The 21,127-nt window shown below is 66.7% G+C and carries 19 protein-coding genes; 12 read left to right on the forward strand and 7 right to left on the reverse strand.

Annotation, left to right across the window (positions count from 1 at the left end; translation table 11 throughout):
- The first annotated feature begins 19 nt into the window (after positions 1-19).
- The 8 genes from ACFQPB_RS07825 (at position 20) to ACFQPB_RS07860 (ending at position 7,390) form a co-directional block, all read left to right on the forward strand.
- Positions 20-871, forward strand: coding sequence for an enoyl-CoA hydratase family protein (locus ACFQPB_RS07825; protein WP_382221526.1), 852 nt, complete (start codon positions 20-22; stop codon positions 869-871).
- A 14-nt stretch (positions 872-885) separates the two neighbouring features.
- Positions 886-2,037: an acyl-CoA dehydrogenase family protein gene (locus ACFQPB_RS07830; RefSeq protein WP_382221529.1), complete on the forward strand. Its 1,152-nt coding sequence runs from the start codon at positions 886-888 to the stop codon at positions 2,035-2,037.
- A gap of 19 nt (positions 2,038-2,056) precedes the next feature.
- The gene (locus ACFQPB_RS07835) at positions 2,057-3,676 is read left to right on the forward strand and encodes an AMP-binding protein (protein ID WP_382221532.1); all 1,620 of its coding nucleotides are present in this window, start codon (positions 2,057-2,059) and stop codon (positions 3,674-3,676) included.
- A gap of 97 nt (positions 3,677-3,773) precedes the next feature.
- The gene (locus tag ACFQPB_RS07840; protein WP_382221535.1) at positions 3,774-4,193 is read left to right on the forward strand and encodes an acyl-CoA thioesterase; all 420 of its coding nucleotides are present in this window, start codon (positions 3,774-3,776) and stop codon (positions 4,191-4,193) included.
- Between the two features lie 11 nt (positions 4,194-4,204).
- Positions 4,205-4,597 carry a RidA family protein gene (locus tag ACFQPB_RS07845; protein ID WP_382199143.1) on the forward strand — a complete coding sequence of 131 codons (393 nt, stop codon included), beginning with the start codon at positions 4,205-4,207 and terminating at the stop codon, positions 4,595-4,597.
- A gap of 42 nt (positions 4,598-4,639) precedes the next feature.
- On the forward strand, positions 4,640-5,092 hold the full coding sequence (locus tag ACFQPB_RS07850) for a MaoC family dehydratase (protein ID WP_382199144.1): 453 nt from the start codon (positions 4,640-4,642) through the stop codon (positions 5,090-5,092).
- 318 nt (positions 5,093-5,410) lie between these two features.
- Positions 5,411-6,127: a Crp/Fnr family transcriptional regulator gene (locus tag ACFQPB_RS07855; protein WP_382221538.1), complete on the forward strand. Its 717-nt coding sequence runs from the start codon at positions 5,411-5,413 to the stop codon at positions 6,125-6,127.
- Positions 6,128-6,220: 93 nt separating this feature from the next.
- On the forward strand, positions 6,221-7,390 hold the full coding sequence (locus ACFQPB_RS07860; RefSeq protein WP_382221541.1) for an acyl-CoA dehydrogenase family protein: 1,170 nt from the start codon (positions 6,221-6,223) through the stop codon (positions 7,388-7,390).
- Positions 7,391-7,431: 41 nt separating this feature from the next.
- Here ACFQPB_RS07860 and ACFQPB_RS07865 read toward each other — a convergent pair whose 3' ends face one another.
- Positions 7,432-8,178: an SDR family NAD(P)-dependent oxidoreductase gene (locus tag ACFQPB_RS07865; RefSeq protein ID WP_382221544.1), complete on the reverse strand. Its 747-nt coding sequence runs from the start codon at positions 8,176-8,178 to the stop codon at positions 7,432-7,434.
- Between the two features lie 106 nt (positions 8,179-8,284).
- Between ACFQPB_RS07865 and ACFQPB_RS07870 the strand changes: the two genes are divergently transcribed.
- From ACFQPB_RS07870 to ACFQPB_RS07880, 3 genes are all read left to right on the forward strand, one after another.
- The gene (locus tag ACFQPB_RS07870; RefSeq protein WP_382221547.1) at positions 8,285-9,091 is read left to right on the forward strand and encodes a helix-turn-helix domain-containing protein; all 807 of its coding nucleotides are present in this window, start codon (positions 8,285-8,287) and stop codon (positions 9,089-9,091) included.
- An 83-nt stretch (positions 9,092-9,174) separates the two neighbouring features.
- On the forward strand, positions 9,175-10,770 hold the full coding sequence (locus ACFQPB_RS07875; protein WP_382221550.1) for a thymidine phosphorylase family protein: 1,596 nt from the start codon (positions 9,175-9,177) through the stop codon (positions 10,768-10,770).
- Between the two features lie 2 nt (positions 10,771-10,772).
- Entirely contained in the window at positions 10,773-11,684 is a 912-nt protein-coding gene (locus ACFQPB_RS07880) for a ribose-phosphate diphosphokinase (RefSeq protein ID WP_382221553.1), read from the forward strand.
- 2 nt (positions 11,685-11,686) lie between these two features.
- Here ACFQPB_RS07880 and ACFQPB_RS07885 read toward each other — a convergent pair whose 3' ends face one another.
- Genes ACFQPB_RS07885 through ACFQPB_RS07900 form a run of 4 tightly spaced genes read right to left on the reverse strand, consistent with a single transcriptional unit; the run spans position 11,687 to position 15,504 of the window.
- Positions 11,687-11,893 (reverse strand): DUF2783 domain-containing protein, encoded by a 207-nt coding sequence (locus ACFQPB_RS07885; protein WP_382221556.1) that lies wholly within the window; start codon positions 11,891-11,893, stop codon positions 11,687-11,689.
- 14 nt (positions 11,894-11,907) lie between these two features.
- Complete coding sequence (locus ACFQPB_RS07890; protein WP_382221559.1) at positions 11,908-13,512, reverse strand: FAD-dependent oxidoreductase; 1,605 nt, start codon at positions 13,510-13,512, stop codon at positions 11,908-11,910.
- Positions 13,513-13,538: 26 nt separating this feature from the next.
- Positions 13,539-14,504, reverse strand: coding sequence for a Bug family tripartite tricarboxylate transporter substrate binding protein (locus ACFQPB_RS07895; protein ID WP_382221562.1), 966 nt, complete (start codon positions 14,502-14,504; stop codon positions 13,539-13,541).
- A 34-nt stretch (positions 14,505-14,538) separates the two neighbouring features.
- Positions 14,539-15,504 carry an MBL fold metallo-hydrolase gene (locus tag ACFQPB_RS07900; RefSeq protein WP_382221565.1) on the reverse strand — a complete coding sequence of 322 codons (966 nt, stop codon included), beginning with the start codon at positions 15,502-15,504 and terminating at the stop codon, positions 14,539-14,541.
- 139 nt (positions 15,505-15,643) lie between these two features.
- Between ACFQPB_RS07900 and ACFQPB_RS07905 the strand changes: the two genes are divergently transcribed.
- Positions 15,644-16,468, forward strand: a complete 825-nt coding sequence (locus ACFQPB_RS07905) for an IclR family transcriptional regulator (protein ID WP_382221568.1) — start codon at positions 15,644-15,646, stop codon at positions 16,466-16,468.
- A gap of 20 nt (positions 16,469-16,488) precedes the next feature.
- On the opposite strand, the gene ACFQPB_RS07910 is transcribed toward ACFQPB_RS07905, so the two are convergent.
- Positions 16,489-17,973: an efflux transporter outer membrane subunit gene (locus ACFQPB_RS07910; RefSeq protein WP_382221571.1), complete on the reverse strand. Its 1,485-nt coding sequence runs from the start codon at positions 17,971-17,973 to the stop codon at positions 16,489-16,491.
- Positions 17,966-21,118: an efflux RND transporter permease subunit gene (locus ACFQPB_RS07915; RefSeq protein WP_382221572.1), complete on the reverse strand. Its 3,153-nt coding sequence runs from the start codon at positions 21,116-21,118 to the stop codon at positions 17,966-17,968. The genes ACFQPB_RS07910 and ACFQPB_RS07915 overlap by 8 nt, the downstream gene beginning before the upstream one ends.
- Positions 21,119-21,127 lie beyond the last annotated feature (9 nt).

Genomic DNA, 21,127 nt, shown 5'->3' on the forward strand with positions numbered 1-21,127 from the left:
CACAAAGAAGGAAGACAAGATGAACAAGCCCCTCGACCCCGCGCTGCAAGCCGGCAACCACAAGCCCCTGGCCGGCTACCAAGCCCAGCACTTCCTGTGGGAAGTGAAAGACGGCGTGGGCACCATCACGCTCAACCGCCCCGAGCGCAAGAACCCGCTGACCTTCGACAGCTACGCCGAACTGCGCGACCTGTTCCACAACCTCAAGTGGGCGACCGACGTCAAGACCGTGGTGGTCACCGGCGCGGGTGGCAACTTCTGCTCGGGCGGCGACGTGCACGAAATCATCGGCCCGCTGATCGACCTGAAAGCGCCCGAGCTGCTGATGTTCACCCGCATGACGGGTGAGCTCGTGAAGATGATGCGCGTGTGCCCGCAGCCCATCATTGCCGCCATCGACGGTGTGTGTGCCGGCGCCGGCGCCATCATCGCCATGTCGTCCGACATGCGCCTGGGCACGGCCCGCAGCAAAACCGCCTTCCTGTTCAACCGCGTCGGCCTGGCCGGCTGCGACATGGGCGCCTGCGCCATGCTGCCGCGCATCATCGGCCAGGGCCGTGCCAGCGAGCTGCTCTACACCGGGCGCAGCCTGGGTGGTGAAGAAGGCGAGCGTTGGGGTTTCTTCAACCGCCTGAGCGAGCCCGAAGCGCTGCTGGCCGACGCCCACAAACTGGCCGCCGACCTGACCGCCGGTCCGAGTTTTGCCAACGGCATCACCAAAACCATGCTGCACCAGGAATGGGCCATGACCATCGAACAGGCCATTGAAGCCGAAGCCCAGGCCCAGGCCATCTGCATGCTGACCGAGGACTACGGGCGCGCGTACCACGCGTTTGTGGCCAAGCAAAAACCGGTCTTCCAAGGCAACTGACACAAGGACGCGGCATGAGCGATACCACCTACCTCGACTGGCCCTTTTTCGAACCTCGCCACGCCGAACTCGCGCGCGCTCTGGATGCCTGGGCGACCGAGAACATCCCGCACGCCCACGGTCCCGACGTGGACGCCGAGTGCAAGGCCCTGGTCAAGTCGTTGGGCCAGGCCGGCTGGCTCCGCCACGCGGTGGGCGAGTCTTCGCAGACCATGGACGCACGCGCCATCTGCCTGATCCGCGAAACCCTGGCACGCCACAGCGGCTTGGCCGACTTTGCCTTTGCCATGCAGGGCCTGGGCTCGGGCGCCATTTCGCTGCACGGCACACCCGAGCAGCGCCAGAAATACCTGAGCAAAGTCGCCACCGGAGAAGCCATCTCGGCCTTCGCTCTGTCCGAACCGCAAGCCGGCTCCGACGTGGCGGCCATGGCCTGCGCGGCCGTGGCCGACGGCGACCACTACGTGCTCGACGGCGAGAAAACCTGGATCTCCAACGGCGGCATTGCCGATTTCTACGTGGTGTTCGCCCGCACCGGCGAAGCGCCTGGTGCACGTGGCATCAGCGCCTTCATCGTCGAGGCCAACACACCGGGCTTCGAGATCGCCGAGCGCATCGACGTCATCGCGCCACACCCGCTGGCGCGGCTGCGCTTCACCAACTGCCGCATCCCCGCCACGCAGCGCGTGGGCGCGGCCGGCGAAGGCTTCAAGGTGGCCATGCGCACGCTGGACGTGTTCCGCACCTCGGTGGCGGCCGCCTCGCTGGGGTTTGCCCGCCGCGCGTTCGACGAGGCCCTGCACCGCGCCACCACCCGCAAGATGTTTGGTGGCGTGCTGGCCGACTTCCAGCTCACCCAGGCCAAGCTGGCGCAGATGGCCACCATGATCGACAGCGCCGCCCTCCTGACCTACCGCGCCGCCTGGAAGCGCGACCAGGGCCACAGCGTGACCAAGGAAGCCGCCATGGCCAAGCTCACCGCCACCGAAAACGCGCAGCAGGTCATCGACGCGGCCGTGCAAATCTGGGGCGGCCTGGGCGTGGTCAGCGAACAGCCGGTGGAGCGCCTGTACCGCGAGATCCGTTCGCTGCGCATCTACGAAGGCGCCACCGAGGTGCAGCAGCTCATCATCGGCCGCGAGCTGCTCAAAGAAGTGGCCCGCTGAACAACCGGGGAGACACGCCATGAAACACGCTGCGACCACAGCCCACGTTGACACCTTTGCCCGCGACAACCTGCCGCCGGCCGATCAGCAACCCGAATTTGTGTTCGACCTGCCCGAGCTGCAGTTCCCCGAGCGCCTCAACTGCGCCACCGAGTTGCTGGACAAACATGTGGCCGCCGGCCACGGCGACCGTGTCTGCATCCGAGCACCCGGCCTGACCTGGACCTACGCCGACCTGCGCGACAAGGCCAACCGCATCGCCAACGTGCTGGTGCAGGACATGGGCCTGGTGCCCGGCAACCGCGTGCTGCTGCGCGCACCCAACAACCCCATGTTGGTGGCGTGCTGGTTTGCGGTGATGAAGGCCGGCGGCATCGCCGTGGCCACCATGCCGCTGCTGCGCGCCAAGGAGCTCAAAGCCATCGTTGACATTGGGCAAGTCAGCCACGCGTTGTGCGACGCTTCGCTGGCCGAAGAGATGCGCCTGACCGCGCTGGAAACGCCCCTGCTGCGCCACCTGCGCCACTTCAACTACGAAGGGCCGGACAGCCTGGAAGCCGCCATGGAGCGCGCCTCGCCCTATTTCGACAACCTGGACACCGCCAGCGACGACACCTGCCTGCTGGGCTTCACCTCGGGCACCACCGGTGTGCCCAAGGCCACCATGCACTTCCACCGCGACGTGATGGCGATCTGCCACTGCTGGCCGCCGCACGTGCTCAAGCCCACGGCCGACGACGTGTTCATTGGCAGCCCGCCGCTGGCCTTCACCTTTGGCCTGGGTGGTCTGGTGCTGTTTCCCATGTCGGTGGGCGCGTCCACCGTGCTGCTGGAAAAGGCCAGCCCGCCGCAGTTGCTCGACGGCATCAAGGAATTTCACGCCACGGTGCTGTTCACCGCGCCCACGTCCTACCGCACGCTGGCGGCACGGGGCATTGAGCTGAAGCGGACCCACCTGCGCAAATGTGTGTCGGCCGGCGAGGCCCTGCCCGCTTCCACCCGCGCCCTGTGGAAAGAAGCCACCGGCATCGAACTGATCGACGGCATCGGTGCCACCGAGATGCTGCACATCTTCATCTCGCACACCGAGGACAAGGCCCGCCCCGGCGCCACCGGCAAACCCGTGCCCGGCTACCAGGCCAAGGTGGTGGATGACGACGGCAACGAGGTGCCGCCTGACACCGTGGGCAAGCTGGCGGTGAAAGGCCCCACCGGCTGCCGCTACCTGGCCGATGAGCGCCAGAAGACCTATGTGAAAAACGGCTGGAACGTGACCGGCGACGCCTACCTGATGGACGCCGACGGTTACTTTTTCTACCAGGCCCGCACCGACGACATGATCATCTCGTCCGGCTACAACATCGCCGCGCCCGAAGTGGAAGACGCGCTGATGCTGCACCCGGCGGTGGCCGAGTGCGCGGTGATTGGTGTGCCCGACGAAGAACGCGGCCAGATCGTGAAAGCCTTTGTGGTGTTGCGCCCCGGCCAGGAGCAGGACGCGGCCATGGTGAAAACGCTGCAGGACTTCGTCAAGCAGACGGTGGCGCCCTACAAGTACCCGCGCGCCGTCGAGTTTGTCGACAAGCTGCCCCGCACCCAGACCGGCAAGCTGCAGCGCTTCAAACTGCACGAAGCATGACGCCCCCACGCTCCACCGCTGCGCGGGTCGCTGCCCCCCGAGGGGGCGGGCCTTGCTTGGGGCGGCCCTGCGCTGCGGCCATTGAGGACTTGGACACATGAAACGTTTTGAGAAGCCGCTGCGCATCCGTTTCGCCCACTGCGATCCGGCTGGCATTGTCTACTTCCCACAGTACCTGGTGATGCTCAATGGCCACCTGGAGGACTGGTTCACCGAAGGCCTGGGCGTGAGCTACGCCGAGCTGCTGGGGCCGCGCCGCGTGGGCACGCCCACGGTGCGGCTGGAGTGTGACTTCACCGCCATCAGCCGCCCCGGCGACGAGGTGGTGCTTGGCCTGCAAGTCAAACACCTGGGTCGCAGCTCCTTTTCACTCGACTTCGACATCCGCGTCGGCGACCAGCTGCGCATGAAAGCCCACAAGGTGTTGGTGTTCACCAGCCTGGACACCCACCAGCCCATACCCGCCCCCGACGATGTGCGCCACGCCATCGAAACCCGTTTCTTGAAACTGTCCTGATTGGAGACCACATGCAAGTTCTGCTTCCCCCCGGCTGGCCCCGTCCCCGCGGCTACGCCAACGGCGTCACCGCCAAAGGCCGCATGGTGTTTGTTGCCGGCATGATCGGCTGGGACGCCCAGGGCGTTTTCCACACCGACGACATGGCCGGCCAGGTGCGCCAGGCGCTGCAAAACATCGTCGAGGTGCTGACCGCTGGTGGCGCCAAGCCCGAGCACATCGTGCGCATGACCTGGTACGTGACCGACAAAAAAGAATATGTGGCCGCCTACCCCGAAATTGGCAAGGCCTTCAAGGAGCTGATCGGCAGCTTCAACGCCGCCATGACGGCGGTCGAGGTGGCAGCGCTGGTGGAAGACCGCGCCAAAGTGGAAATCGAAGTCACGGCGGTGGTGCCGGACTGACATCCACCGGCTCACACAAGCACATTCAGGGAGACAACAAAAATGAACGAACTCAACGGCCACGACATCGAGGACCTGCGCCCCGGTTTGAGCGCGACGTTCTCGCGCACCATCACCGAGGCCGACATCGTGTTGTTTGCCGGCGTTTCGGGTGACAACAACGCGGTGCACCTGAACGAGGAGTTCGCGCGCAGCACCCCCTTCGGGGGGCGCATCGCGCACGGCATGCTGAGCGCCAGCGTGATCTCGGCCGCCATCGCCAACCGGCTGCCCGGGCCAGGCACCATCTACCTGGGCCAGCAGCTCAAGTTTCGGGCGCCGGTGCGCCCTGGCGACACGGTGCATGCGACGGTGGAAGTGGTGTCGGTGGACCTGGAACGCGCGCGCGCCGTGTTGTCCACCACCTGCCGCGTGCGTGACAAGGTGGTGATCGACGGCGAAGCCAACGTCATGACCACCTCGTCGCGGCAACGGGCACTGGCCACCACCGGCTGACCGGTCAGCAGACGGCCTCCTGACATCGGACAGCCGCCTGCGGGAACAGGCCAGGTGGCCACGACCGCCTGCGTGACAACGGCTTCTGTACGGCAACGTACGCTGGCCGCTTTTGTCCCTTTTTCTCCGCAGAATTCCCTTGAACAGAGCGTCCCTGGTCGGACGCTCTTCACGCCCCTGTGGCAGGTTCAAGGAAACGCCGATGCAACACCCACACGACGCCAAGTGCGCCACCCACCCCAGGTGCGCAGGCGGTCAGTGCGCATGCGCAGGCGCCTGCTGCCTGGCAGGCTCTTCCCAAACAGCCTACCCGGCCGGTTGAAAGCCAGTATCAACCACACGCTGGCCAACCGCATCCTGAAGCAACTGGAGCCGCACGACCGCCAGGGTCTGCTGGCTCAGGCGGAACTGGTGGAGCTGAGCGCATCCACCGTGCTGGGCGAAGGTGGCACGCTTCAAAGCCACGCGTACTTCCCCACCACCTGCATGATCTCGCTGGTGGCCCCCACACTGGACGGCAAACGCCTGAACCTGGGCCTGACCGGCCCCGAAGGTCTGTACGGCGGTGGCTGTGCATTGGGCATATTTGTCTCGGCGTGCGGCGCCGTGGTGAGCGCAGCTGGCATGGCCTGGAAGATCGAAGCCACCCGGCTGGCGCGTCATGGCCGCGACCACCCGCATCTGGTGTGGCTGGTGAGTCACTACTTGTACGCGGAGCTGCGCCAGTTGGGGCTGCAATCGGTGTGCAACCATTTCCACCCCCTGCAACAGCGGCTCGCGCGCTGTCTGCTGATGTGCCAGGACCGCATGCGCTCGCGCGACCTCTGGCTGACCCACGAACACCTGGCCCACATGCTGGGCGCGCGGCGCGCGGGGGTCACCGAAGCGGCCGGGTGGTTGCAGCAACAGGGGTTGATTCACTACAACCGCGGCCACATCGTCATCGCCGACCGGCCGGCGTTGCTCCAGGCCAGCTGCAGCTGCTACCAGCAGAGCCGCGCGATCTACAACCAGGCGCTGGGTCACGCAAGCTGAGGGCGGCAGGCACCCGCGCTGACCCGATGGCGACAGCCTTCAGAACGGCCTGAATCTCATACTCCGGCTCCCACCGACCCCGCCGCGCCGACCATGGATTTCAGCCTCAGCCCCGCCCAACTCGAACTGCAGCAACGCACACGCCGCTTCATCGCCGATGAGGTCATTCCGATGGAGCGCGATCCGCGCCAGGACGGCCACGGCCCACACGAAGCCCTGCGCCGTGATTTGGTTGAAAAAGCCCGCGCGGCCGGGCTGCTGACACCCCATGCGTCACCCGAACTGGGCGGTCTGGGCCTGTCGCACATCGACAAGGCCATCGTGTTCGAGGAAGCCGGCTACTCGCCGCTCGGGCCGGTGGCACTCAACATCCACGCCCCCGACGAAGGCAACATCCACCTGATGGAGGTGGTGGCCACCCACGCGCAAAAAGAACGCTGGTTGCGCCCGCTGGTACAAGGACACATCCGCTCGTGTTTCTGCATGACGGAGCCGGCGCCCGGTTCCGGCTCCGACCCGTCCATGCTGCAGACCACGGCCGTGCGTGATGGCGACCACTATGTGATCAACGGCCTCAAATGGTTCATCACCGGCGCCACCGGGGCCAGCTTCGCCATCATCATGGCGCGCATGGAAGACGGCAGCGCCACCATGTTCCTGAGCGACATGGACGTTGATGGCATCGTCATTGAACGCCAGATCGACGCGCTGGACAGCTGCTTCACAGGTGGCCACGGTGTGGTGCGCTTCACCAATGTGCGTGTGCCCGCCAGCGATGTGCTGGGGCAAATCGGCGAGGGCTTTCGTTATGCCCAGGTGCGACTGGCACCCGCACGGCTCACGCACTGCATGCGCTGGCAAGGCCAGGCGCGGCGCGCGCACGACGTGGCCACCGCTTACGCCCGCAGCCGCCACGCCTTTGGCAAGCCGCTCATTGAACACGAGGGCGTGGGTTTCATGCTGGCCGACAACGACATGGACCTGCACAGCGCGCGGCTTGCCATCTGGCACTGCGCCTGGGTGCTGGACCAGGGGCACAAGGGGCGGCACGAGTCGAGTTTGACCAAGGTGCTGTGTTCAGAGGCGCAGTGGCGCGTGGTGGACCGCGCGGTGCAGGTGCTGGGCGCCAGCGGTGTGTCGGACGAGACCATCGTCGCCCGCATCTTCAAGGACATCCGCGCCTTCCGCGTTTACGACGGGCCATCGGAGGTGCACCGCTGGAGCATGGCCAACCGGCTGTCACGCGGCACCGGGCACGGGTGACCCAAAGCGCGGCGAGCGCGGCGGTTGTGTCGCCTGGTAACTCAAACCCCCAGGCCGCCCAGCGACTTGCCACCGTCCACCATCAGGGTCTGACCGGTGATGAACCGGGTTTCCTTCGCGGCGAGGAATGCAATGGCGTGGGCGATGTCATCGGGTGAGGTCGCCGCACCGCTGGGCTCCAGCGCCTCAGCCGCCGCGTACAAGTCGCTGGGCATGCTGCGGGTCATGGGCGTGTCGGTGAAGCCGGGCGCCACCGAGTTGACGGCAATCTGCCGCGTGCGCAGGTCCATGGCCATGGCGCGCACCAGGCCCACCACGCCGGCCTTGGACGCCACGTAGTCTGCGGCGCGGTGCATGCCCAGCGCACCGCGTGAGGACACCGCGACGATGCGCCCGCCCGCCTGCATGCGCCGCGCCGCCTCCTGGGCCAGCACAAACACGCCGCGAAGGTTCACGTCCAGCGTGCGCTGAAAATCCGCATCGCTCAGCTCATCAAAAGCACGCGAGCGGTACACGCCCGCCACCGCCACCGCCACATCCACCGAAGGCTGGGTGTCCAGGATGTGGGCGATGGCCGTGCGGTCGCACACATCGGCAGCCGCGGCCTGGACGTCGAGCTTGAGCTGCTGCAAACGTTCGACGGCCTCGGTCAACTGGGCCTCGTTGCGGTCGATGGCGACCACCCGGTGGCCGTCGCGCGCCAGGCGCTCGACGGTGGCCAGGCCGATGCCGGAGGCACCGCCTGTGACAAAGGCAATGCGCAGCGTGTTCATGGGATCGTTCTTCATGGGGTTGTGTGATGGGAAAGTTGTGTGTGCAAGGCGTTGCAATGTAGGAAGACCCGCCGCAGCGTGGCAGCTATAGTTCCACGCAACGGAACTTTTCTGACCGGCGATGCCACCTCCACCGACTGTCGAATCGCTGCAGCGTGGCCTGCAGGTGCTGAGCGCCGTGCGGCGCGCGTCGTCCCTGTCCTTCACCGAACTGAGGGACGCCACTGGCCTGCCCAAGGCCACGCTGGTGCGGCTGCTGCACACGCTGGTGGAGAGCGGCTGGATCAGGCGCCAAGGCACACGCGGGCGCTACGTCATGGAAACCTCGCCCGGCCTGCCACCAGCGCAGCGCGCCCACCTGGCCCGCGTGGCGCAACTCGCACATCCCGCGATGACGCGGCTTCAGCAAGCCGTGCCGTGGCCCGTCAACCTGGGTGTGCGTGAGGGTGAGCACATGCTCATCGTCGATGAACCCGACGCCGTGGTGTTGGGCTTGGCGGCCAACCACCGCCAGTTGGGCTACCAGGCCCCCATGCTGCGGTCGTCGCTGGGTTTGTGTTACCTGGCATTCTGCCCTGCCGCCGAACGCGATGCGCTGCTGCAGCGGCTGTCGCACTCGGCCGATGAACGGGATCAGGCCATGTTGCGGTCTGGCAGGCTGCCGCAACGCCTGCGCGACGTGCGCACCAGCGGCTACGCGCTGCGGGATGTGTTGGTCGTGCCAGCCGACTCGCCCGAACGTTACGGCGCGCTATCGGTGCCCGTCACCAACGGGCAGCAGGTGCTGGCGTGCGTCTCTTGCTCGTGGCTGCTGCAAATTGCCTCGACCGAAGACACCGTGCGCCGCGTCCTGATGCCCATGCAAGATGCCGCGCAAGCCATGAAACGGGCGTTGCTGCACAACCTGGCCACCGCGTCCCCACCGTGAAGCGCAAGTCGTCAGAGAAGCCACAGCCGCCAGCGCACTTTGGCGCTAGCATGAACACAGAGACAGCCCTTCAGCAGCGCACCATGAACAACACCACCAGCCGAGCCGGCCCCGATGCGGCCGCCGTTGCCACCGAGCACAGCAACACCCTGGCCCTGCGCCGCGTGGCCATCGACACCCACCACGAAAACGTCGCCTACCTGCACCGCGACTGCGCCATCTACCGCGCCGAGGGCTTCAAGGCCCTGGCCAAGGTGGAGGTGCGGGCCAACGGCAAACGCATCCTCGCGGTGCTCAACGTCAGCAGCGACCCGCGCATCGTGCAGTGCCACGAGCTGGGCCTCTCGCAAGACGCCTTCGAGCGCCTGGGTGTTGAGAAGGGCCACCCGGTCACCGTCTCGCAAGCCGAACCGCCCGAGTCCATACCGGCGCTGTTCCGCAAGATCGAAGGCGAGCGCCTCGGCCGTGAGGACTTTCTGGCCATCGTGCGCGACATCGCGGCGCACCGCTACTCCAAAATCGAACTGACCGCTTTTGTGGTGGCCTGCAACCGCGCCGAGCTGGACCGCGAGGAGGTGTATTTCCTCACCGAAGCGATGGTGGCCACCGGCCGCCGGCTGGACTGGCACGCCCCGCTGGTGGTGGACAAACACTGCATCGGCGGCATACCAGGCAACCGTACCTCCATGCTGGTGGTGCCCATCGTGGCGGCGGCCGGGCTGGTGTTCCCCAAAACCTCGTCGCGGGCCATCACCTCGCCCGCCGGCACGGCCGACACGATGGAGGTGATGGCGCGCGTGGAACTGCCCTTCGACGAACTCACCGCCATCGTGCAACAGCACAAGGCCTGCCTGGCCTGGGGTGGCACCGCCGATCTCTCGCCGGCCGACGACGTGCTGATCTCGGTGGAGCGCCCGTTGTCCATCGATTCACCCGGCCAGATGGTGGCTTCCATCCTGTCGAAAAAAATCGCCGCTGGCGCCACCCACCTGGTGCTGGACATCCCCATCGGCCCCACCGCCAAAGTGCGCTCCATGCCCGAGGCGCAACGCCTGCGCCGCCTGTTCGAATACGTGGCACAGCGCCTGCACCTCTCGCTGGATGTGGTCATCACCGACGGCCGCCAGCCCATTGGCCAAGGCATTGGCCCGGTGCTGGAAGCGCGCGACGTGATGCGGGTGCTGGAAAACGACCCTCTGGCCCCCAACGACCTGCGGCAGAAATCGCTGCGCCTGGCCGGCCGGCTGATCGAATGCAACCCGGACGTTCGCGGTGGCGACGGCTTCACCATTGCACGCGACATCCTCGATTCGGGCCGCGCCCTGGCACAGATGAACGCGCTGATCGAGGCCCAGGGTTCGCGCCATTTCGACCACCACCACCCGCCGCTGGGCAAACTCCATTTTGATGTGCTGGCCCCCGCCGACGGTGTGGTGATTGGCATCGACAACCTGCAGATCGCGCGCATTGCGCGCCTGGCCGGCGCACCCAAAGTGCCCAGCGCTGGCGTGGATCTGTTCCACAAACTCGGCGACACGGTGCAAGCCGGTCAACCGCTGTACCGCGTGTACGCCGACTTTCCCGCCGACCTGGAGTTTGCGCGCCAGGCCACCCAGCGCAGCACCGCCTTTGCGCTGGGTGACGCCAGCCAGATGCCACACGTGTTTGTGGAGTTTTGAACATGAGCGCCCCCCTTTGCCTGCTGTGCCTGGAAGACGAAGCCGAGATCGCCAGCCGCGCCGCACACGCCGCACACCTGCCCCTGCAGGTGGTGCAACGCCACCGCTTCCCCGACGGCGAGTTGCGGTTGCAACTGCCGCCTGAACTGCCTGCGCGTGTGGTGGTCTGGCGCGGCCTGCACCAACCGAACGAAAAACTGGTGGAACTGCTGCTGATCGCGCGCGGCGCTCGGGCCCTGGGCGCCCAGTGGCTGGGCCTGGTCACGCCCTACCTGGCCTACATGCGCCAGGACATCGCCTTCCACCCCGGCGAGGTGGTGAGCCAGCGCGTGGTGGGCGGCTTTCTGGCCGATTTGTTTGACGCCGTGTTGACCGTGGACCCGCACCTGCACCGCGTGGCCACCCTGCACGAAGCCGTGCCCCTGCGCGATGCGAAGCGTGCCGTGGTGCTCAGCGGCGCGCCGCTGCTGGCCGAACTGATCGCCCAGCACCACAGCGCGCCCCTGCTGCTGGGGCCCGACGAAGAATCGCTGCAGTGGGTGGCCAGTGCCGCCCAAGCGCGAGGCTGGGACCACGCCGCCTGTGTGAAACAACGCCACGGCGACCGCCACGTCACCATTGCCCTGCCCGCCCTGCCCGCCCTGCCCGTGGCCGGGCGCGCCGTGGTGCTGCTTGACGACGTGGCCAGCTCGGGCCAGACGCTGGTGGAGGCCACCCGCCTGCTGCGGGCGGCCGGCGCCGCCAGTGTGGACGTGGCCGTGACCCACGCGCTGTTCGCGGGCGACGCCATTGACCGGGTGAAGGCAGCGGGCGCGCGGCACGTGTGGAGCACCGACTGCATCCCCCACCCCAGCAACGCGGTCAGCATTGTGCCGGCGGTGGCCGGGGTGTTGGCCCAATGGGCCTCGGCCTGAGGTCAGGCGGCCGAGTCCAACGTGTTCTCGCGCGCCAGCGCAATGGCCTCGCTCAGCACCGCGCGGTCGCCCACATGGTTGGCCAGGATGAGCACCAGCTTGGCCAGCACCATGTCGGCTTGCTCGTCGCTGAGTTCGCGCTGGGCGTTGATGAGTTCGGCGTAGAACACGTCGGGGTTGGCGATGTTGGGTTGTCGGTTGAGTGCCATGCTTGTCTCGCTGTTCATTGCAAGGCCAGTGCGCGTGCCAGCGCAGCCTGGGCCTGGGTGGGGTCGAACGTGCGCCAGCGGGCGGCCACATGCTGGTCGGGCCGGATGAGGTACACGGTGCCGGGCAACGCGTCGTAGCGCTCGGTCAACACGCCGGCGCGGTCGATGATGTCTTTGCCCACCTCCAGCACCTGTGCGGTCACGCCGCCCACGCTCACCGGCGTCGCCGAACCAAAGCTCAGCAACACAAAACCCTGACCCAACTGGTTGAGCAGCCAGGCGGCCTCGCCGTTGCGTTCAATGGGCGCGTCGGCGCAGTTGGTGCCGGGGCGCATGTGGCCGGCGAACGGCTCGCTGTCCGGCGTGTTGAGCGACGACGTCACATACGGCGTGGGGGTGGACAGGCGGCCGCTGTTGACCAGCGGACGCGCGAAGGGCTCGGTACGGGCCAGCTCCAGCACCGCGTTGCGCAGGCGCAGGGAGCTGCGGCTCTTGGGGGTGATGAAGTCGGTGGCGCGGGTGGAGTGGCCGATGTTGTCGTCGGCCGCAAAGGCGCGTTCCTCATGGTAGGTGTCGAGCAAGGCCAGCGGGGCGTTGCCGGCCAGCACGGCGTGCAACTTCCAGCCCAGGTTGTCGCAGTCCTGCACGCCGGTGTTGGCACCGCGTGCGCCAAAGGGCGAGACCTGGTGGGCCGCATCACCGATGAAGATGACACGGCCGTGGCGAAGCTGGTCGATGCGACGGCAAGCGAACTGGTAGACCGACACCCACTCCAGCTCGAAGTCCACATCGGGGCCCAGCATGGCCTGGATGCGCGGGATCACGTTCTCGGGCTTTTTCTCCTCCACCGGGTCGGCGTCCCAGCCGAGCTGGAAGTCGATGCGCCAGACGTTGTCGCACTGCTTGTGCAGCAGCACGCTCTGGTTTCTGTGAAAGGGTGGGTCGAACCAGAACCACCTTTCCGTGGGAAAGTCGGCCTTCATCACCACGTCGGCGATGAGGAAACGGTCCTGGAAGAACTGACCACTGAAGTCGGCGCCGATCATGCGGCGGGTGTCGCTGTTGGCACCGTCGGCGGCGATGACCCACTGCGCCTCCAGCTTGAAGATGCCGTCGGGCGTCTCCACCGTGAGGGTGGCGTGGTCGGCGTGTTGCTCAATGGCCAGCAGCTTGTGTTTCCAGCGCAGGTCCACCAGGGGTGCATCCATGCAGGCGCGCACCAGACGTTCTTCCAGGTGGTATTGCTGGTAGTTGATCATGGCAGGCATCTTGTGCTGCGTTTCAGGCAGCAGGTCGAAGCGGTAGGCCAGTTCGTCGCGGAAGAAGACCTTGCCCACTTGCCACTGCACGCCGGCGGCGGCAAAGTCCTGGCCCACGCCCAGGCGGTCCCAGATCTCCAGCGGGCGTTTGGCGTAGCACACGGCGCGCGAGCCCACGCTCACGGTGTTGTTGTCGTCGAGCAGCACCGTGGGCACGCCACGCTGCGCCAGGTCCAGCGCCTGGGTCAGGCCCATGGGGCCAGCGCCGATGATGACCACCGGGTGGCGCTTGAGCACACCGGCGCGCTGCTCATCACTTTGTTCGTAGGCGTATTCGGGGTAGGTGTAGGTCTTCTGCATGTCAAGGCTCCTGTGAAAGCGCCCGCTCAGTCCAGCTTGACGCCGATTTTGGTGATGACGGCACCCCACTTGTCGCGCTCGGCGCGGGCGTAGCTCGCCATGTGTTCCGGCGTGCCCGGCAGCGTTTCCAGGCCCATGGCCTGCAGCCTGGCCTTGACCACCGTCTGACCCAAGGCCTGTTGCAGCGCATGGGCAAATTTGGCCGTGGCTTCGGGCGGGGTGCCGGTGGGCACCACCAGGCCTTGCCAGGCGTAGCCCTCAAAACCTTTCAGACCTTGCTCGTGTGCGGTGGGCACGTCGGGCATGGTGCTCAGGCGGGCCGGGCTGGCCACGGCGATGGCCTTGAGTTTCTTGCCATGGATGAACGGGTAGGCGCTGGCGCTGTCCAGCCACATGGCCGGGATCTGGCCGCCCACCACGTCCTGCACACCGGGGGCAGCGCCCCGGTAAGGCACGTGGACGAGGTTCAGACCGCTCTGCTCGCGGAACAGCTCGCCCACCAGGTGGTGCGGGCTGCCCAGGCCGGCCGAGCCCCAGCTCACCGGGTCTTTCTGTGCCTTGGCCCAGGCCAGGAATTCCTTGAGGTTGTTCACCGGCACGGTGTTGGACACCACCAGGAACATGGGAAAACGCACCAGCAGGCCCACGGGCTGGAAGTCGCGCTCGGCGTTGTAGCTGAGCTTGGTGAACAGCGTGGGGTTGGCAGCGAGCGTTGCAAAGTCGGCGGTGAAGACGATGTTGCCGAAGTCCTTGGAGCGGGCCGTGTAGTCGGCCGCGATGTTGGTGCCGGCGCCGGGCTTGTTGGTCACGATGATGGTGCGGCCCAAGGGCTTGGCCATGGCCTCGGCCAAGATGCGGGCGACCACGTCCGAGCCGCCACCTGCGGCGTAGCCCACCACCCATTCGATGGGTTTGTCCTGCGCGGACGCGAGTGTGGTGGTGGTGGCCAAGGCCAGGGTCAGCAGCGATTGGATGAATGTTTTGCGTTGCATGGTTTGTCTCCGGGGTGGATGTGGGGGAAAAAGCTCAGCCTTCCAAGGCCTGCCACATCTGGCGGTCGCGCTCGGCCGTCCAGATGCGCGGGTCGGCGTGTTGGGTGGCCTCGTCATAGGCACGGGTCACGTCAAACGGCATGCAGTGGTTGAAGATGACCCAGTGGCCGTACTTGGGTTGCAGGGCGGCGAAGGTGGCCTCGTACACCTGACGCAGGTCCTGCCCTGCTGCAACGCCGGCTTGCACGCTGGCGTAGAGGTCGCGGATGAAATCGCGTGTGCCGGCCAGGCCGGCCTGCACCTGCTCGGGTGTTTGCAGCGCCGCACCTCGGCCGGGCACCAGCTTCTCGGGCTTGAGCGCGGCGATGTTGTCCAGCGTTTGGGGCCAGTCCTTGAAGTAGGCGTCGCCCGCGTAGGGCGTGGCGTCGAACTCGACCAGATCACCGCTGAACAGGATTTTTTCGGACGGAATCCACACCACCGTGTCGCCCTTGGTGTGGCCCCGGCCGAGCTGGATCAGCTGCACTTCGAGCTTCCCCAGCCACAGGCTCATGCGCCCCTCGAAGGTGAGCGTGGGCCAGGTCAGGCCGGGCGGGACGCTCTCGACGTTTTGGAACAGGCGCGGAAAACGGCCGATCTCGCTGTCCTTGTCGAACTGGCCGCGCTCGACCACCAGGTCGTAGGTGTCGCGGCTGGCAATGATGTGCTGCCCGCCTTCGGCCATGTAAGCCGAGGCACCCAGCACGCGCACCGCGTGGTAGTGGCTCATGACCACGTACTTGATGGGTTTGTCGGTGACTTCGCGGATGCGGCGGATCACGTCTTGCGCCATCACCGGCGTGGCCTGGGTGTCGATGACCATCACCGCGTCGTCGCCAATGATGACGCCGGTGTTGGGGTCGCCTTCGGCGGTGTAGGCGTAGGCGTGTTCGGACAGGCGGTCGAAGCTGACCTGCTTTTCTTCCAGGTCGGCGGCGGAGGCGAAGGTTTTGGTGTTCATGGCTGAATATTTGTCAATGACGAATTTGTTTATCAGAAACGAATGCGCGGATGGTAGCGAGAAAATTCGTCAATGTCGAATCTCTTTGCTTAGGTGAAAACCCGTAGACTGGCAGAATCCGCGCAACCTTTTGCCCGCCATGAAACACGCCCCCGCCCCCAGCCCAGACCACGACGACCCTGACAACGACGCCGAGGCCCCCAGCGGCCGGGGGTCGCGGGGCATCCAGAGCATTGAGGTGGGCAGCCAGTTGCTGAAGGCACTGGCGCGCTCGGGCCGCGCCATGGCCTTGAAGGACCTGGCGCGCGAGGCCGGCATGACACCGGCCAAATCACACCCCTACCTGGTGAGTTTTGGCAAGGTGGGCTTGATCGAGCAGGACCCGCTGAGTGGCCACTACGGCCTCGGGCCGCTGGCCATGCAGCTGGGCCTGATCAGCCTGCAGCAGTTGGACCCGGTGCGTTTGGTGATTGCCGAAATGCCCGGCCTGGCCCTGCGCACCGGCTGCACCGTGTCGGCCGCCGTGTGGGGTGCCCATGGTCCGGTCATCATCCGGGTGGAAGACGGCCCCACACCCGTGCGCGTGTCCATGCGGCACGGGCTGCCCGCGTCGCTGCGCAGCACCGGCACGGGCAAGGTGTTCGCGGCCTTTCGCGACCGCGCCGAAATCGCCGCCGCCCTGGCCGAAGAGGGTGCCGCCGGCGCGCTCGATGAACCCGCCTTTGCGGCCGAGCTGGCCGACATCCGGCGCGAGCACATCGCCCGCGTGCGGGACGATTTGTTGCCCGGCCTCAGCGCCTTGGCGGTGCCGGTGTTCGACGGTTTTGGTCGCGTGGCGCTGGCCATCGCCGCCATCGGACCGAGCGCCCTCCTGGACCTGCAAGCAGATGGCCCGCAGGCGCGGGCGCTGCTGGAGACCGGGCGCATGTTGTCACAGCGGCTGGGGCACGTGACCAGCCACTGAGAACCGGCAAACGCGAGCGATCAGCCCGGCGTTTTCCAGCCGCCACCCAGCGCCTTGTACAAGGCCACCTGGTTCTGTGCCAGCGCCAGACGGGTCTGCAACAGGGCCTGCTGGGCGCTGAACAGCGACCGCTGGGCATCCAACAGTTCGAGCTGGCTGGCCACACCACCATTCACGCGCAGGTCGGTCAGGCGGGCACGTTCGGCCTCAGACGTCAGCAACGCCTGCTGGGCGCGCCATTGCTCCGCCAGGGGCTCGCGCGCCACCAGCGCGTCGGCCACGTCCTTGAACGCGGTCTGGATGGCTTTTTCGTACTGCGCCACAGCAATCTGTTGCGCGGCCTGCGCCGACTCAAGCCCAGCCTGGTTGCGGCCGGCGTCGAAGATGGGCAGCAGCGCCTGCGGCGCCAGTGTCCATCCCCAGGAGCCGCTGGAGAACAGGTTGGAGAGCTGGTTGCTGGCCGTACCCACGCTGGCAGTCAGGCTGATGCGCGGGAAAAAGGCCGCCCGGGCGGCGCCGATCTGCGCGTTGGCGACCACCAGTTGCTGTTCGGCCGCGCGCACGTCGGGGCGCTGCAACAGCACATCCGACGGCAGGCCCACCGGCACCTCGGCCAGCGGCAGTGCTGCATCAAACACCGGCGCCCGGGTGGTAGCGGCGGGCGGCAAGGCACCGCCTTGCCCCACCAGCAAGGCCAGGGCGTTGGCCTCTTGCGCACGCTGGCGCTGCAACTGGGCCAGCGTGGCCTGGGCCGACGCCACCAGCGACTCGGCCTGGCGCAGGTCCAGCGCGGTGGCGGTGCCGTTGTCAAAGCGCAGCTTCGTCAGCGACAACCCGTCCACACGCGAGGCCAAGGTCTGGCGCGTGAGTGCGATCTGGTCGTCGGTGTTCTGCAGGCCCAGCCAGGCGCTGCTGACCGAGGCCACCAGGCTGACCTGCACCGCCTTGCGGGTTTCTTCGCTGGCCAGGAACTGGGCCAGCGCGGCTTCCTTGAGGCTGGCCACCCGGCCAAACAGGTCGATCTCCCAACTGGCCAGGGCCAGGCCCGCCGTGTAGGTGCTGCTGATGCCGTCGCCGTTGGCGGCCGGCTGGCGGTTGCCGGTGGCCGCCGCGTTGACGGTGGGCAGCTGATCGGCTTGCCGGATTTGAAACTGCGCGCGGGCCTGTTCGATCTGCAGCACCGCCACGCGCAGGTCGCGGTTGTTGGCGATGGCCGTCTCGATCAGCGCGCGCAACTCGGGCTCGCGCACAAAGTCCTGCCACGCCAGGTCACGCGCGGGCGTGGCCGCGGGTGCCGTGGCGGCGGGAAAGGCGGCCGGCACATCGACCGCAGGCCGTTGGTAGACCGGCAGTTGCGAACAGGCCGACAACAGCCCTGCCAACAACAACACGCCCAGCGAAGTGACCCGTCCGGGAACACCGCCGGGCTGGCTCTGCCAGACGGCTGGTGTTGCCCCCTGGGGGGTGACGCCGAAGGCGGCGCGGGGGGAAATAAATTTAATCATGCTTCACCCCCAGGTGCTCGGCATCGTGGGCATGCACCAGGCGCTGGCGCGCGCTGCCCTTGAACAGGCCGCGCACGACCACAAAGAAGATGGGCACAAACACCACGGCCAACACGGTGCCGGTGATCATGCCGCCGATGACGCCGGTACCGATGGCACGCTGGCTGGCAGCACCCGCACCGCTGGCAATGGCCAGTGGCAACACACCCAGGGTGAAGGCCAGCGAGGTCATCAGAATCGGACGGAAACGCAAGTGCGCGGCTTCCAGGGCCGCCTCCACCAGACCACGCCCCTGCGCTTGCAAGTCCTTGGCGAACTCGATGATCAGGATGGCGTTTTTGGCCGACAGGCCGATGATGGTGATCAGGCCGACCTGGAAGTACACGTCGTTGGCGTAGCCCCGGCCCCAGGTGGCCGCCAGCACACCCAACACGCCCAAGGGCACCACCAGAATCACCGCCAGCGGGATGGTCCAGCTCTCGTACAACGCGGCCAGGCACAGGAAGACCGCCAGCACCGCGAAGCCGTACAGGATGAGGGCTTGCGAGCCGGCGAGTTTTTCTTCGCGCGACTGGCCCGTCCACTCAAAACCAAAGCCCTGCGGCAATTGGCCGGCGAGCTTTTCCATCTCGGCCATGGCCGCACCCGTGCTGTAGCCCGGGGCGGCGCTGCCGCTCAGGCGCACGGCCGGGTAGCCGTTGTAGCGCACGGTCTGCATCGGGCCGGTCACCCACTGGGTGGTGGCAAAGGCCGACAGCGGCACCATCTGGCCACGGCTGTTGGGCACGTTGAGCTTGAGCACGTCTTCGGGTTGCATGCGGGCCGTGGCATCGGCCTGCACCACCACGCGCTGCAAACGGCCGCCGTTGGGGAAGTCGTTCACGTAGGCCGAGCCCAGGGCGGTGGAGATGGCGCTGTTGATGCCATCAAACCCCACCCCCAACGCAAAGGCGCGCTCGCGGTCGATGTCCACCTGAAGCTGCGGGGCGTCCTCCAGGCCGTCCGGGCGCATCTGGGTGATGACCTTGCTTTGCGAGGCCATGCCCAGCAACTGGTTGCGTGCGTTGATGAGCGCGTCGTGGCCCAGGCCGGCGCGGTCCTGCAAGCGGAAGCTGAAGCCGGACGAGGCGCCCAGTTCGGGGATGGGCGGCGGGCTCAGCGGGTAGATGAACGCGTCGCGTATGCCCATCAATGCACCGAAGGCGCGGCCGGCCAGCGCGTCCGCGCTGCTGCCCGGCGCGGTGCGTTCGGACCAGTCCTTCAGCGTCACGAAGGCCAGGCCGGCGTTCTGACCCTGGCCGGAGAAGCTGAAGCCCATCACGCCCACCATGCTCTGCACCTCGGGCTGCTTGAGGATGAAGTCCTCGACCTGCTCCATCACCTGGCGCGTGCGCTCCTGCGTGGCGCCGGGCGGCAACTGCACGTTGACGATGATGTTGCCCTGGTCTTCACCGGGCAGGAAGGACGTCGGCAGGCGCATGTACATCCAGCCCACGGCCACGCCAATGGCGAGGTAGATCACCAGGTAACGCGCGGCGCGCGGCAGCAGGCGTGCCACAAAACCTTCGTAGCCTTTGGCCGTGCGCGCAAAGCCCCGGTTGAACCAGCCAAAGAAACCGGTTTTGGCGTGGGCGTGGCCCGCCTCCACCGGCTTGAGCAGGCTGCCACACAGCGCGGGCGTGAGCGTGAGCGCCAGGAAAGCCGAGAAGGCGATGGACGCGACCATCACGGTGGAGAACTGGCGGTAGATGTTGCCCACCGAGCCGGCAAAAAACGCCAGCGGCACGAAGACCGAGATCAGCACCACTGTCACGCCCACGATGGCGCTGGAGATCTGGCCCATGGCCTTGTGGGTGGCTTGTTTGGGCGGCAGGCCCTCCTCGCTCATGATGCGTTCGACGTTCTCCACCACCACGATGGCGTCGTCCACCACGATGCCGATGACCAGCACCATGCCGAACATGGTGAGCACGTTGATCGAGTAGCCCATGGCCAGCAACACGCCCATGGTGCCCATCAGGGCCACCGGCACCACGATGGTGGGAATGAGGGTGTAGCGCCAGTTCTGCAGGAACAGGAACATCACCAGGAACACCAGCACCACGGCTTCCACCAGGGTTTCGGCCACCTGCTGGATGGAGATCTTGATGAAACGCGAGCTGTCGTAAGGGATGTCCCACTTCATGCCCTGGGGGAAGAAGCGCTCCAGTTCGGTCATCTTGGCGCGCACGGCCGTGGCCGTGGCCAGGGCGTTGCCGCTGGGTGAGAGCTGCACACCAATGCCCACCGAAGGCTGGCCGTTGAGGCGCGCCGAGGTGGCGTAGGCCTGGCCGCCCAACTCGATGCGGGCGACGTCTTTCAGGCGCACCGCCGAGCCGTCGGCATTGGCGCGCAGCACCACCTGACCAAACTGCTCAACGCTGGTGAGCTGGCCTTTGACCACCACGGTGGCGGCCACCTGCTGGCCCGCGATGTTGGGCAACGCACCAATTTCACCGGCCGACACCTGGGCGTTCTGCGCGCGGATGGCGTTGGTGACATCGGCCGCACTCAGGCCGTAGCCCAGCAGCTTGGCCGGGTCCACCCACACACGCATCGCGCGTTCGGAACCGAACAGCTGGACCTGCCCCACGCCGGGCAGGCGCTGCAGTTCGGGCACGATGCTGCGGGAGGAATAGTCGCCCAGCGCGACGGGGTCCAGCGACGGTTCGTCGCTGGAGATCATGGCGAACAACAGGAAGTTGTTGCGCGACTTGTCCACCCGCACACCCTGTTGCGTCACCGCCGAGGGCAGGCGTGGTGTGGCGCGCGAGAGGCGGTTCTGCACCTCCACCTGGGCCAGGTCGGCGTCGGTGCCTTGCTCAAAGCTCAGGGTGATGTTGCCGCTGCCGTCGGCTTGTGCCACCGACTCCATGTAGATCAGGCCAGGCGCGCCGTTCATCTCGCGTTCGATGACGGACAACACACTGTCCTCCAGCGTCTGCGCTGACGCACCTGGGTAGGCGGCGCTGATGACAATGGCGGGCGGCGCCACCGGCGGGTACTGCGCAATCGGCAACTGGGTGATGGACACGCCACCGAGCACCAAGATGAACAGCGCGATCACCCACGCGAAGATGGGGCGGTCAATAAAAAATCGGGCCATGCCTCAACT

Source organism: Hydrogenophaga atypica (assembly GCF_042665215.1).
In the GTDB taxonomy this organism is placed as follows: domain Bacteria; phylum Pseudomonadota; class Gammaproteobacteria; order Burkholderiales; family Burkholderiaceae_C; genus Hydrogenophaga; species Hydrogenophaga defluvii_A.